This window comes from Polyangium sorediatum (assembly GCF_029946465.1).
GTDB classification, from domain to species: Bacteria; Myxococcota_A; Polyangia; order Polyangiales; family Polyangiaceae; genus Polyangium; species Polyangium fumosum.
On the sequence record NZ_JARZHI010000039.1, the window covers coordinates 49717 to 62506 of the forward strand.

Consider the following 12790-nt stretch of genomic DNA (forward strand, 5'->3'; position numbering starts at 1 on the left):
CGTCGTTTTTGCGCATGAGGTCCCGATGCGTTCGAGCTGGCTCGCTTCTCTGATCGTCCCTGCCGCCCTCGTGGCGACGCTGCCTGCGTGTGAGGACAACACGAAGGAACAGGAGCAGGCCGCGGGCTACGTGCTCGACAAGCTCGTGCCCGTCGCGAACGAGGACGCCGGGCAGGTGCGCCGCGGTCTGCCCGAAGGCGCGAAGAAGCTCGGCGAGGTCGTCGACGCCGATCCCGGGGCGAACCTCGTCGCCCTGCAGAAGGCCGTCCGCGGGGCGCGCGCGTCGGTGAAGGATCTCGACATCGCGAAGAGCACCTTCTTCACCTTCGTCGACACCACGGGCATCGCGCTGCGCAGCGAGGCCGATCCGGATCTGCTCGCGCAGAAGTCGGTCCTCTCGTCGTTCCCCACGCTGAAGAAGGGCCTCGAACCGAGCGCGGGCCTCGTCGAGGCGTGGGGCGAGATGCAGGAGATGCGCGGCGTGCGCACGGGGCCCGACACGCAGTGGGTCGTGGCGCATCCCGTGAAGGACAAGGAAGGCCAGGTGAAGGGCATGTTCGTCACCGGCTGGTCCTTCCGGCGCTTCGCGCTTCGCCTCGAAGAGATGGCGAAGCGCGAGCTGCTCGACCGCGCCGAGCGTGAGAAGCAGAAGAACGTCCCGATCGTCTATGTCTTCCTCGTCCGCGAAGGGAAGGCCTACGGCGCGCCCGTCACGCCCGACGTCAACGCGCAGGCCGTCGAGGGCATGGATCTCGTGAACAAGACGCAGAGCGGCCCCTACCGCGGCTCCCTCGAAATCACGAACCGCCCCTACGGTGTCGCGGCCCAGCGCGTGCCCGATCTCGGAGAGGGCACGATCCTCACCGTGATCGCCTCCGCGATCTGAAGGCATGAACTCTCGTGGCGAGCGAGCCCCCGTCCGCGCCTCCGGCCCGTGATCCCGCGGCGAACACGCGAAGCAAGCCTCGCTCGCGCCGCCGCCGGATCGCCACCCTCGTCGTCCTCGCGCTCGCGCTCCTCCTCCTCCTCGATCAGATCGGCGTGCGTGAGCTCTCGGGCCGCGATTTCCCGCAGACCGACCCGCTCTCGCCCGCGCTGCGCGTGCATGTCGAGGCGCTCGCCGCGCCCGCGTGGGCCGGCCGTGTCCCCGGCAGCGAGGGCAACGCCGCAGCAGCGCGTTACCTCGCCGACGCGCTCGCTGCGGCCGGCGTAAAACCCTTCCCGTCGCTCGGCGGTTACCTCGCGCCGCTCGCCGAGCCGACCTCGCCGCTCGGGCACAACGTGCTCGGATGGATCCCGCCCGAAGGCCCGGGCGAGCCGCGCGGCACCGTCGTCCTCGGCGCGCACTTCGATCACCTCGGCAAGACCGACGAGGGCCTCCTCCTCGGCGCCGACGACAACGCCGCGGCCGTCGCCGTCCTCCTCGGCGCGATCCCTTCGCTCCTCGCGCAGCATCCGCGCCCGTACGGCATCGCCGTCGCCTTCTTCAACACCGAAGAGTCGCCCTACTTCGGCACGCCCCGCCAGGGCTCGCAGCGCTTCGTCGCTGCGCTCCCCACGGAGATCGGCGGCCTCACCTCGATCCGCCTCGCCGTCGTCCTCGACCTCATCGGCGGCGTCGTCTGGCGCCGCACCGCGGAGACCATCTTCGCGTGTGGCGCCGAGAAGACCCTCGGCCTCCCGGCGATCGTCGACGGCGTCCACGAGCCTGGCCTCGACGTTCGCCGCCTCGGCATCCACGCGGTCGAGAACATCCCTGGGTATGCGCCGCAGCCCTTCTCCGACTACGACGTCTTCCGGGATCACGGCGTCCCGTTTCTCTTCCTCTCCAGCGGCCGCACGCCGCGGTACCACCGCGCCTCGGACCTCCCGGACACGCTCTTTTACGACCGCATGGCGCGCACCTCGCGCTGGATCGCCTCCCTTGTCCCAGCGCTCGCCGCCGCGCCGCCTGCGCTCTCCTTCGACCCGCGCGGCGAGGACCTCGCGGCCGAGCGCGACACGCTTCGGTTCGCCTTCGACGCGGCCGCCAAGCCCTGGAGCTCGATCCCAGGAACAAGCCCGATCACCGCGGCGCGGATCCTCGGCGATCGCAGCCGCCTCGAAGCCATGGCCGAGCCGGGCCACGTGTGGACCCCCGAGGATGCCAGGTCGATCGAGCGCGCGAGCTTCCGCCTCCAGTGCCTGCTTTATCGCTACCCGGTCTGCTTCACGCTTTGACGCTGCGGTTTTGCGTTGTTGCGGAGCCAACGCAAAGCCCCGCCGAACGAACGTGCAGAACGACCTCTGCGCGTGCTCATCGCTTCATGCTACGTTCGCTCCCGGAGATTGCTCGAGAATGCCTGCGAACATCGACCAGATGCTCAAGGTTTGCCGTGAGGTGATCGCTCCGCTCGTGCGCGCGGATCAAGGCGAGCTTTACCTCGTCGCGGTGGAGCCCGACCAGATCACGCTCCACCTCGCTGGGATGTGCGCGGGTTGCCCCGGCGCGAACCTCACCGCGAAGGGCGTCATCGAGCCGGCCGTGCACGCGGTCGCGCCCTCGGCGCGGGTCGTCGTGACGAGCGGCATCCGCATCCCCGAAGGCGCGTCGCTCGTCACCTGAGCCCACGCGGGGCCGCGAAGGCGACGCACTCGCGTGTCGGCCTTGGTTTGTCCTGGAGAGAGGGAGGGCGTTTCGCCCTGAAACGCGAAGGGCCCCGCGGTTTGCGGGGCCCTCGTCGGTTCACTTCTTCTTCTTGTCGGCGGGCGGAGGCGGCGGCTCGGGGGCCTTCTCCTCGCCGCGGATCGCGGCGGCCACGGCAGGATCGATGGCGTCTTCCTGCTTCGGCTTGTTCGGGCGCAGCGAGTCGATGTTTTGCAGCGTCGCGTTGTCCTCGTAGGCGATCGCGATCGCCGGGTCACCGCGCTCGATCAAGCGCACGTGCGTCGTCGCGTCCTTCCAGTCGACGACGGTCGCGTACATCCCGAGGTCCGGGTTCGGCGGGATGATCCGGCCCGGCGCGCCGTACGCCGTGGAGAGCTTGACCGCGGCCTCCTGGAAGTTCGCGCCGAGCGACGCGCCCTTGGAGAGCTTGATCTCGTCGATGATCTTCCAGAGCTTGTCCTGGATGAAGAAGAAGTACCGGGTCTTGCCGTCCCGGTTCATCGACAACATCCACTCTTTGTTGAGGTAGCTGTACTCGCCGCGGAGCGGCGTGGAGTCCGTGGCGACCGGCAGCTTGCCGAACTCGATCTTGCTGCGGCGGAAGGCGTTTTTCTCTTCCGCGAGCGCCGCGTCGAGTTCCCGCATTTTCACGCCGGGCGAGACCTTCTGGTAGAGCGGCTTGTACGTCTCGTCGAGTTGCGCGTCGATCGCCTCGCCGACCTGCTTCGTCGTCATGCCCCACTTGAGCGACGCCGGCTCGAGGGCGATGGGCTTCTTGACGACCGCCGGGCCCATCGGGGCGGGCGCGGCTGCCGCTTTCTTCTTGGCCTGCGCCTCGACCACCATCGGGGTCACCGTGGCCGTGAGGCCAAACGTCGTCGCCAGGAGCGCCGCCCAAAGCTTGTTCACCTTCATCTCCACTCCTCCGCCCCGCCGGCCCGCGGCCGGCAAACGGGATCTACCAGATTCTGCGGGAAAAGGGGCCCGCCGAGGTCTTCGGGGTGTTGGACGAAGCCCGCGTCCGATCGATGGAAAGGGATCCGATCGAGGCAGGAGGCTGCCAGCACTGACAGATCGGAGGGGACGTGCTAGTTGCAGGCCCGATGGCGCAGCTCTTGACGCGGACGGCCAGGCGGGCCAGGGCGGTCGCGCTCGGCGCGGCCCTCGGGGCGCTCGTGTCCGGGTGCGGGGCTGCGGGCGTTCAGGGGGACCCGAACGTCGTCGCGCATCCCCGTTGGCTCGGGCATGACCGGGAGCTCTTTGACGACGTCGTTGATGCAGGCGCCCTCGGCCTCGGCGCGGACGTCTCGAATGCGCAGAAGGATCCGCTCTTGAAAGAGCGGGCGCGCGGCTCGGAGCTCGTCTCGCGGGTGCGGGTGAGCACGGTGACGGTCGAGTCGCTCGACCAGGTCCGCACCTACCGCCTCGTCCTCCAGGTCATCCCGCCGGCTTTTGGAACGCCGGCGTTCGAACAGACGGCCTTCGAGCTCGTCATTGGGCCTGCCGCCCCGTCCTACGGGGTCGCGCAGGCGTTCGACATGCGCCTTCGTGGCGCGTCGTTCATCGGCTTTCTCCATCGCTTTGCGGGCGAGGGAGACGAGCCGAGCAGGCTTCACTGGCATCTGTCGCCGGACACCGCCGAGGTGGCGGCTGCCGTGACGGATGCCCTCGCCCTCGCGGAGCTGTCCGGATCGTGAGCAACGTCGGCATCAAAACGTTGAAGGAAGTCGAAGGGATGCGGGCCGCGTGCCAGATGGCCGCGGAGACGCTACTCGACGTCGGGGAGATGATCCGCCCGGGGATCTCCACCGAGGACATCAACCGCTTCGTCCACGACGATACGGTTCGGCGGGGCGGTTGGCCCGCGCCGCTGAACTACCACGGCTTCCCGAAGAGCGTGTGCACGTCGGTGAACGAGGTCGTCTGCCATGGCATCCCGGGGCCGCGGGTCCTCGAGCCGGGCGACATCATCAACGTCGACGTGACCACGATCTACAACGGGTTTTACGGCGACACGTCGGCGACCTTCTACGTGGGCAAACCCTCGTCCGCGGCCAAGCACGTGACCGAGGTCTCGCGGCGCTCGCTCGATCTCGCGATCGCGCAGGTGCGCGATGGCGCGCGGCTCGGGGACATCGGCGCGGCGATCCAGGAGTTCGCCGAGGGCGAGGGCTGCTCGGTGGTGCGCGCGTTCGTCGGGCACGGTATCGGCCGGGTGTTCCACGAGGCGCCGCAGGTCTCGCACGTCGGCAAACGCGGGACGGGGATGCGCTTGCGTGCTGGGATGTGCTTCACGATCGAGCCGATGATCAACCTCGGCCACCACGACGTGGAGGTCCTCGCGGACAAGTGGACGGCTGTCACCGCGGATGGCTCGCTCTCCGCGCAGTTCGAGCACACGCTGGTCGTGACGAAGAACGGCTGCGAGGTGTTGACGCGCCGGAGCAGGAAGCTCTCGAACAGCGAGATCTTCGGGGATGTGTTTTCGGTCGCCGCCGCGGCCACGACGCGCTAACGGACCACGGGTCCTATGCCCCTCGACGAAGCTGCGCGCGGCCGGATCGCGCCGTACGTCTCCAGTCTGAGCGACGACGTCTTCGCCCTCTCGGGTTTGCCCGAGGAGGTAATCGCCGTCCTCTTCGCCTATTATTCGCGCAGCCGCGACGATCTGCGGACGAACCTGGCGCGCTTGCTCACCGACCAGGAGCTCGACGTCGGGGAAGGCGTGACGACGCGCCCCTCGTTCGGGCTCGCGACGGAGAAGGCGCGCGCATTCCACGAAAAATGGGTCGTCGGTTACGGGCACGCGTCGGTCGCGGAGCACGCGGTCGTACACCTCGCGATCGAGAACGTGAGCATCGTGGCCTCGAAGGTGATCGAGGACCTCCGGCTCGGCTCGTACACCGAGAAGAGCACGCGTTACGTCGTCTTTGATCGGAACAGCTTCGTCGACCTGCCCGAGCTCGAAGGGCCGCTCGGACAGACGTACCGGGCCAGCGCGGAGAGGCTCTTCACGACGTACGTCGACCTCATGGCGCGCGTGATGGATGCGCTTCGCGTGCGTGTGCTCCGGCCGCCGGGCGCGTCGGAGGCGGCGCATGCGGCGGCGATCCGCGCGCATGCTTGTGATCTTCTGCGCGGGCTTTTGCCGGCCGGCACGCGGACGAACCTCGGCCTCACCGCGAACGCGCGCGCGCTCGAGGCGCTGCTCACGAAGATGCTCTCGCATCCGCTCGCGGAGGTCCGCAACGTCGCGACATCCATGCACGCGGCTGCGCGCACCGTCACGCCGACCCTGGTCAAGTACGCGGGGCGGAGCGAGCATCGGTCTGCCCAGCGCAGCGACGTGGGGGACAAGCTGCGGTCGATCTACGATCCTGGCCCCTGGGACGCGAGCGCGACGAACGTCGTTGGGCAGCCGGTGCGGCTCGTGCGTCACGACAAGGACGCGCTGGAGCGGATCGTGCTCGCGCTCGCGTACGAGAGCAGCGAGCCGAATGTGCATGCGCGGGGGCTCACGGAGGCGATGCGGCATGCGACGTCGCGCGAGCTCGAAGACGTCGTGCGTGCGTCGGTCGCGCGGCGTGGCGCGCACGATCCCGTGCCGCGTGGCTTCGAGGCGACGACGATGACGTTCGAGTTGATGCTCGATTACGGCGCCTACCGCGATCTGCAGCGGCACCGCATGCTCCTGCCGGCGACGCAGCGGCTCACGTGCCGGCTCGGCTTCGAGACGCCCGCGGAGCTCGCGGAGCTCGAGCTCGATCGGGCTTACACCGACGCGATGGTCGCGGCGTGCGACGCGTGGGAGGCGCTCGAGAGCAAACACCCGCAGGAAGCGCAGTACGCGGTGCCGCTCGGCTTCCGCATCCGCACGCTCTGGACGCTCAACCTGCGCGAGCTTTTCCACGTGGTTGAGCTGCGGTCGGCGCGGCAGGGGCATGCGAGCTACCGGCGCATCGCGCAGGGGCTCTTCCGCACGGCGATCGCGGTGCACCCCTGGCTCGAAGGCCTCGTCCGCGTCGATCTCGGCGACTACTCGCTATCCCGCGCCTGAACGCGGTTCCACGGCGCGAACCGATGCTCCTTTGCATCGACTGCATCGCGGTCGATGCACCAGAGGTCCAGGGCTGGCCCTGGTCCGGGTCGAGGGGTGGATAACCCGGGGTTTGGGGCGTAGCTCGGCTTGCCGAGCGTAGCCCCATCGTGGACCAGACGGGTCCGGGGTGAAACCCCGGCACAACGCTCAGGAAGCGCGCCCCTTCGCGCCGCGCTTTGGGCTCGCGGCGACGGCCGCTGAGCGTGCCTTCGCCTCGTCCAGCATCTCGGAGGCTGCCTTCAGCGCGCTCGGGCCGACCTTCGCGCCTGCCAGCATGCGCGCGACTTCGGCGACTCGATCCTTGCCCTCGACGCGCTTGACCGTGCTCTTCGTGATCGGCCCGTCGACCTGCTTCGACACCACGAAATGTGCGTCTGCGAAGGCTGCGATCGTGGCGAGGTGCGTGATGCAGAGGACCTGGTGGTGGCGCGCTACGTCTGCGATTGCGCGGCCGATCTTGTCCGCGACCACGCCACCGACGCCGGCGTCGACCTCGTCGAACACGTAGAGCCCTGCCGGCCCTGACTCTGCGAGCGTACGCTTGAGCGCGAGCAGCGCGCGGGAGAGCTCGCCGCCCGAGGCGATCTTGCGCAGCGGACGCGGCTCGATGCCTTTGTTGGGCGCGATGAGGAACTCGACGCGGTCGATACCGTCGCGGCCGAGCCGTGCGCCGTCGACGACGAGCTCGGACCTCTCGCCCGAGAGCGGTGCGACGTCTACGATCACGCGCGCGCCGCCCATGCCGAGATCGGCGAGCTCTCCGCCGATCGACGCGCCGAGCTTCTCGCCGGCTTCGCGGCGTTTTTGTGAGAGCTGCCGCGCGCGCTCTCCTGCCACGCGCAGCAGCCGATCGCGTTCGTGCTCCAGCGCTTCGAGCTTCGTCTCCACGTTGCCGAGCCCTTCGAGCTCCGTCGCGATGCGCGATCGCGCCGCGATCACGTCGTCGATCGTGGGACCGTGTTGCCGCAGGAGACCTTCGAGCCGGTACATGCGGTCCTCGATCTCCGAGAGCCGCGACGGGTTTGCCTCGGCGCGCTCGGCGTATCGATCGACCTCGCGGGCGATCTCTCGCAGCTCGGAGAACAAACCATCGAGCGTGTTCGCCGTGGCTTCGAGGGAGGGATCGAGATCTGCGGCGGCGCGTAGATCCTTCGAGAGCTTCGCGAGCTCGTCGCAGATTGCGTGCTCGCCTTGATCGAGCCGCGCGGCCGCGTGCTCGGTCAGCTCGCGGAGCCGGCCGGCGTGGCGGAGCCTCTGGCGCTCGGCTGCGAGCTCTTCAAGTTCGCCGGGCTGCGGGGACACGGTGTCGATGCCCTGGAGCTGGAAGCCGAGGAACGCTTCGCGCTCGACGCGGCCGCGCTCGGCCTCGCGCACCTCGCGGATCTCGGCCACGACCTTCTCGAGCTTCTCGACCTCTGCGGCGAGCGCTTCGCGTGTGGTCGAGAGACGGCCGAAACGATCGAGGTACCCGAGGTGCGTCGAGGGATCGGTCAGCGCGACGCTCTCGTGTTGCGAGGCGACGTCGCAGAGCTCCGACGCGAGCGCTTGCAGCTCGCCCGCGGTGCAGAGACGCCCGTTCAGGTACGCGCGCGAGCGGCCGTTTTGCTGCACCACGCGGCGGATGACGAGCTCGCCGCCGGAGGACACGCCGGCGGCGTCGAGGGCCGTCGCGAGCTGCTCGCTGCCCGTCACGTCGAAGAGCGCCTCGACCTCGGCCTCGTCGGCGCCGGGCCGCACCTGTTCGGCGTTGCCGCGGCCGCCGAGCACGAGCGAGAGCGCGCCGACGACGATCGACTTGCCTGCGCCGGTCTCGCCGGTGAGCACGTTGAAGCCGGGCTCGAGGCGCAGCTCGAGCGAATCCATGAGGACGAAGTTCTTGACGCGGAGGGCGACCAGCACGGGGCCGGGAGGATAAAGAACGGAACGAGAAACGTCGACGCGTTCTGCGCGGAGATCAGCGGATCGTGACGGACTTGCTCACCGTCACGGAGTCACCGGAGAAGGGCGGGACCGAGGCGCTTCGGAACGCCGCGGCGATGCAGCCTCCGGTCGGCGTGCCGGCGAACGGCGGGCCGTTCACCTGCGCCTTCGTGGCGCGGCCGGACGGGGCGAACGTGACGCTCACGCGCGCTGTGCCGCTCGGATCGCCGGGCGCCTTGCAGCCTGAGGCCCTGCCGGCGGCGGCGCCGAGCGCGGAGGCCGCGGCGCTCCTGCTGAACTCGTTGCCGCCGCCCGAGGGCGGCTCGGGCGTGGCGGGCTTGTTGTTCGCCGCGGCCATCGCGGCTGCGAGATCCTGCGTCTTGTTCGCCGACGCCGTCTCGACGGGTTTGGCGTTCTCCGGCGGTTTGTCTCCGCCCGCCGCTGGTTTGTCCCGGCCTTCGCCCTTCGGCGCGGCGTCGGCCGAGCCGGCGCGTTTGTCCGCGGGGGCCTCCGTGCCTGCCTTCGCCGCCGCGCCCGGATCACTCGGCGCCGGGGTGTTCGTGTTCGGCGTGGGCGCCTGGTTCGTGCTCCCCGGTTGCAGGGCGAGCGGCGCGTCGTTGCCCGTACCGGGCGTCGTCGTCGACTCGGTGGCGACTGCGGCCGTTGGCTCCTCGGTCGTCGTCGATGCGCGTTGCACCAGGAAGAACACGAGCCCCGCGAGGGCCGCGACGAGCACGACCCCGATCCCGAGGCGCTTGCGATCGAGCTTCCCGGTCGCGGCCGCGACGTCGACGTCGAGATCGATCGCGTCCATCGACGACTTCGTCACGGGCGCCGGCGGCGCGGTGATGGGCGGCGCGGCCAGGAAGAGCGAGCCTCCGCTGTTCGCCGCGTCGGCTTTTCCTGCGGCCGCATCGGCCGGCTTCGGCGCGCTCGTGAGATCCTTGCCGAGCGCCGAGACCCCGAGCGCCGAGACGTCGGGCGCCACGAGCGGCGTGAGCCCTTGGTTGTTGAAGAGGCTGCTGCTCAGGTTGAACAGGTCCTCGTCGACGATCTTCCGGCTGCGGCTGATCTCGCGTGGATCGGGCCGCGAGCCGCGCTGGGCCGCTTTGTCCGCGGGTTTTTCCGGGGCGGCTTCGGGCTGCATGTGCTTGGCCTCGTGCCGCTCGACGTCGAAGACGTCGAAGAACGAGGGCCTGTCGTCGTCGTCCTTCAACGTCGGCGTGCGCTTCGTCGCGGCCGGCATCGGCGTCGCCTGTTTCGCCAACGTGGGCTGCGAGGATGCCTTCGCGCGCGGCGCCGGCGGCGGCGGCGGGATCTTCAAGCTGTCGGCCGCGCCTGCGAGCGCGGGCGGCGGCACCGTCACCACTTCGGCCGACACGTCGAGGTCGAAGACGCTCGTCCGCTCGGGGATCGATTTCATCGTCTCTGGCGGCGGCTCCACGTTGCCCGCTACCGCCTTCGTGTTGTCTTGTTTCTCGCTCATCGTGGCAGAACCTCGCGGTCGTCGGGTTCGCCCGGATCCCCCGAGAGCCCGTAGATCCAGTTCTTTTCGAGCCAATCGAGCGCGACGTCCGCGCGGCGGATCATCGCGTCGACGGCCATCACCTGTGGATCCGGCGCGCCGGCGTCCTTCGCGTAGGCGCGCGCGTACAGGATCCACGTCGAGAGTTCGTAGTGGTGCAGGAGCGGTCCGAAACGATGCGTGTCGAAACGCGCGATCCTCTCGGCTGCTTCCTCGACGGAGGGCGCACGCACGAGCGCGATGCTCGCGTCGAAGAGCAGCTCGCGCAGATCCTCGAACGCCTTGTCCGGATCTCGCGACACCTCGTCGAGCATCGCTTCGAACGCGTCTTCCGGCATGCCAGCTTGCTGCGTGGCCTCCGCCATCGCGGGCACTTGTGTTTCGAGGAAGGCTGCGTCCGGCGCGTGGCCGAGCAAGCGACCGACGAGGTAGAGATCAAACGCGCTCGCGATCGATTCGCCGAGCAGGAGCGCGTCGGGGCTCTGGCTCGCCGTCGGTCCGAGCGCGTCGAGCGCGCGTCGCGTGACGTGGTGCCAGCCTGCGTGCATCACCACGTCGGCGGGGATGGCGTCGCCGTCGAGGACGTCGCCTGGCTGGTCAGGCGACCAGAACGTGAGGTTCAAGAAGAGCGCTCGATCCCAGCGTGCCTCCGGTGTCCCGGGTTTCGGCACGAGGAAGGTGACGTGGTCACGCACGAGCGCACGCTTGAGCTCGGCGTAGAGACCGATGTGTCGATACGAGCGCTCGTCCTCGATGCGGACATTGTCGAGCGTCAAACGTTGGAATCGCACGGGAACCCGCGTTCAGGCTACGCGGACATCGGCTCCGGATCGAGTGCCACGCACGTCCTCCACGATTTCCGATCGGGGCTCGTGGTAGCGGCCGAGTTGACGGTGGAGGATCGCCCGGAAGAGGAGCACCACGCCCACGTCGTCGATCCAGGTGATGAAAGGTACGGCGTCGGGCACGAGATCCAGCGGCCAGACGCAGTAAACCACCGACAGAACGACGAGCACCTTGGCCCAGAGCGCGGATTCCCGGTCTCGGAGCAGCCGCCAAGCCGCTGGCGCATCCCGGAGGAGCGGCACGAGCGCGAGCCCGCGAGCCTTTCCGGAGACCTTCTTGCCTTCGAGCTTCTGCGGACGCACGTCGGTGGTTTTTTTCACGACGGCCAACATGATTCCGCTGCGCGCGGCCGCAAGGGGCAGGGGCAGGATCGCCGCGGTGCGACGCTTGAAAGTCCGCGGTGGTCGGGCATGATGCCGGTCCGGCCTTCGCCCGGACTTTGCCGAGGCGCGGGGCATCTTCGAGGAGGCATGTCTTCATGATCCGGCTGCGGTCTTTCCTTCCGTTCGTGCTCGCGCTCGCTCCCCTGACCGTAGGTTGCAAAAAAGAGGAGCCGCCCGCGCCCGCGCCGGAGGCGAAGCCCTCTGCGGCGATGCTGCCGAGCGGGAAGGGCAAGCTGCCGCTGCGCACGCCGATCGCCCCCATCCCGAAGTTCGACCCGCAGGCGATGAAGAACTACCGCCTCGAGGTTTGTTACTTCGGTACGCTCACCCTGCGTCAAGCGCGTGACGCGTACCTCGGGAGCCTCGGCAAGGACGAACCGAGCGAGAAGAAGATCCCGAGCTTCGGCATCCCCGGCGCGTCCCTGCCGCCGGCTCCGCCCACGCTCGCGCCGCCGCCGAAGCCCGGCACCTCGGCTGCGTCGTCCGCGGGCCCCGTCGCCTCCGCCGCGCCCGCCAACAGCGCGTTCGTAGGCCGCAAGATGGCCGACATGGGCATGCGCGCTCCGCACGAGCGCAACGCGCGGGCGTGCACCGTCGCCGCCGATCTCAAGGAGCCGGCGATGCCCGACATCGACGCGGCGCTCACGACGTTCGCCCCGTTCTCGCTGGAGCTCAGCCGCAACATCGCCGCGGCCAGCGTGTACTACCAGCGGGAGGAGTACTCGAAGGACAAGTTCGAGCGCGGCAAGGAGCTGCACAAGAAGCTCGTCGCCGACTTCGCCAAGCTCGACGAGAACGCCGACAAACTCGGGAGCGCGATCGCCGCGTGGCACAAGGAGCACCCGGTCGACATGGCGAAGCTCGACGAGGGCGAGCGGCTCGTGCTCACGGCCTACGACAGGGCGCGCGGGCTCGTCCTTTCGGTGCTCGCGAAGAAGATCGACACGGCCGCCTACAAGGAGGGCGTCGCGGCGCTCGCGAAGGACATCGAGGCCATCAAGACCTTCGGTACGAACAACACGAGCGATCCCTGGGCGAGGATCACCGTCCCGCCCTTGAGCGCGTTCCAGAAGGCTGCGGAGGAGGCCCAGGCGAAGATCAGCGACAAGGGGATCGAGCCCGACGGCTTCCTCCCGCTGGTCAACGGGTTCACCTCGGTCATCGAGGCGAAGCACCGCGCCCTCTCGCGCGCGCTCACCGCGAAGGGCCAGGTCGTCGAGCCGAAGGGGCCGCCCATGCGGCAGATCCCGACGCCGGGGCAGCCGGGGCAGCCGGGGCAGCCGGGGCAGCCGGGGCAGCAGGTCGAGCACCCCGACGATCACGCCGGCCACGCGCATTGAGAGCATCGCCGCCGAGGCGGGCTCTCGGGC

Annotated in this window: 12 protein-coding genes; 7 read left to right on the top strand and 5 right to left on the bottom strand. The window is 69.3% G+C overall.

What is annotated here, in order from left to right:
* Positions 1-25 precede the first annotated feature (25 nt).
* From QHF89_RS32315 to QHF89_RS32325, 3 genes are all read left to right on the top strand, one after another.
* Positions 26-886 carry a hypothetical protein gene (locus QHF89_RS32315; protein WP_136929300.1) on the top strand — a complete coding sequence of 287 codons (861 nt, stop codon included), beginning with the start codon at positions 26-28 and terminating at the stop codon, positions 884-886.
* A 14-nt stretch (positions 887-900) separates the two neighbouring features.
* Complete coding sequence (locus QHF89_RS32320) at positions 901-2220, top strand: M28 family peptidase (protein WP_136971357.1); 1320 nt, start codon at positions 901-903, stop codon at positions 2218-2220.
* 118 nt (positions 2221-2338) lie between these two features.
* Positions 2339-2605 carry a NifU family protein gene (locus tag QHF89_RS32325; protein WP_136929302.1) on the top strand — a complete coding sequence of 89 codons (267 nt, stop codon included), beginning with the start codon at positions 2339-2341 and terminating at the stop codon, positions 2603-2605.
* A gap of 120 nt (positions 2606-2725) precedes the next feature.
* Here QHF89_RS32325 and QHF89_RS32330 read toward each other — a convergent pair whose 3' ends face one another.
* Positions 2726-3562, bottom strand: a complete 837-nt coding sequence (locus tag QHF89_RS32330; protein WP_136971358.1) for a hypothetical protein — start codon at positions 3560-3562, stop codon at positions 2726-2728.
* A gap of 188 nt (positions 3563-3750) precedes the next feature.
* On the opposite strand from QHF89_RS32330, the gene QHF89_RS32335 reads away from it, so the two are divergent.
* From QHF89_RS32335 to QHF89_RS32345, 3 genes are read left to right on the top strand one after another with little or no spacing between them, the layout of a single operon-like run.
* Positions 3751-4344 carry a cobalamin ABC transporter substrate-binding protein gene (locus tag QHF89_RS32335; protein ID WP_136929304.1) on the top strand — a complete coding sequence of 198 codons (594 nt, stop codon included), beginning with the start codon at positions 3751-3753 and terminating at the stop codon, positions 4342-4344.
* The gene (map, locus tag QHF89_RS32340; protein WP_136971359.1) at positions 4341-5162 is read left to right on the top strand and encodes a type I methionyl aminopeptidase; all 822 of its coding nucleotides are present in this window, start codon (positions 4341-4343) and stop codon (positions 5160-5162) included. Before QHF89_RS32335 ends, map begins: the two co-directional genes overlap by 4 nt.
* A gap of 15 nt (positions 5163-5177) precedes the next feature.
* Positions 5178-6704, top strand: a complete 1527-nt coding sequence (locus tag QHF89_RS32345; protein WP_136971360.1) for an FAD-dependent thymidylate synthase — start codon at positions 5178-5180, stop codon at positions 6702-6704.
* 189 nt (positions 6705-6893) lie between these two features.
* Here QHF89_RS32345 and recN read toward each other — a convergent pair whose 3' ends face one another.
* The 4 genes from recN to QHF89_RS32365 are packed head-to-tail and all read right to left on the bottom strand — an operon-like array spanning position 6894 to position 11357.
* Positions 6894-8645 (bottom strand): DNA repair protein RecN, encoded by a 1752-nt coding sequence (gene recN, locus QHF89_RS32350; protein ID WP_136971361.1) that lies wholly within the window; start codon positions 8643-8645, stop codon positions 6894-6896.
* A gap of 55 nt (positions 8646-8700) precedes the next feature.
* The gene (locus QHF89_RS32355; protein WP_136971362.1) at positions 8701-10152 is read right to left on the bottom strand and encodes a hypothetical protein; all 1452 of its coding nucleotides are present in this window, start codon (positions 10150-10152) and stop codon (positions 8701-8703) included.
* Positions 10149-10982, bottom strand: coding sequence for a hypothetical protein (locus tag QHF89_RS32360; protein WP_136971363.1), 834 nt, complete (start codon positions 10980-10982; stop codon positions 10149-10151). Before QHF89_RS32360 ends, QHF89_RS32355 begins: the two co-directional genes overlap by 4 nt.
* A 12-nt stretch (positions 10983-10994) precedes the next feature.
* Complete coding sequence (locus QHF89_RS32365) at positions 10995-11357, bottom strand: YkvA family protein (protein WP_284721195.1); 363 nt, start codon at positions 11355-11357, stop codon at positions 10995-10997.
* A 158-nt stretch (positions 11358-11515) separates the two neighbouring features.
* Here QHF89_RS32365 and QHF89_RS32370 point away from each other — a divergent pair, with 158 nt between their 5' ends.
* Positions 11516-12760, top strand: a complete 1245-nt coding sequence (locus tag QHF89_RS32370; RefSeq protein ID WP_136971365.1) for a DUF3829 domain-containing protein — start codon at positions 11516-11518, stop codon at positions 12758-12760.
* The last annotated feature ends 30 nt before the right edge of the window (positions 12761-12790 follow it).

What these genes read in the sequence shown, in the direction of transcription:
- QHF89_RS32315 (WP_136929300.1), top strand. Translation starts at nt 26, where the DNA reads ATGCGTTCGAGCTGGCTCGCTTCTCTGATCGTCCCTGCCGCCCTCGTG.
- QHF89_RS32325 (WP_136929302.1), top strand. Translation starts at nt 2,339, where the DNA reads ATGCCTGCGAACATCGACCAGATGCTCAAGGTTTGCCGTGAGGTGATC.
- QHF89_RS32330 (WP_136971358.1), bottom strand. Translation starts at nt 3,562, where the DNA reads ATGAAGGTGAACAAGCTTTGGGCGGCGCTCCTGGCGACGACGTTTGGC.
- QHF89_RS32335 (WP_136929304.1), top strand. Translation starts at nt 3,751, where the DNA reads ATGGCGCAGCTCTTGACGCGGACGGCCAGGCGGGCCAGGGCGGTCGCG.
- QHF89_RS32345 (WP_136971360.1), top strand. Translation starts at nt 5,178, where the DNA reads ATGCCCCTCGACGAAGCTGCGCGCGGCCGGATCGCGCCGTACGTCTCC.
- QHF89_RS32355 (WP_136971362.1), bottom strand. Translation starts at nt 10,152, where the DNA reads ATGAGCGAGAAACAAGACAACACGAAGGCGGTAGCGGGCAACGTGGAG.
- QHF89_RS32370 (WP_136971365.1), top strand. Translation starts at nt 11,516, where the DNA reads ATGATCCGGCTGCGGTCTTTCCTTCCGTTCGTGCTCGCGCTCGCTCCC.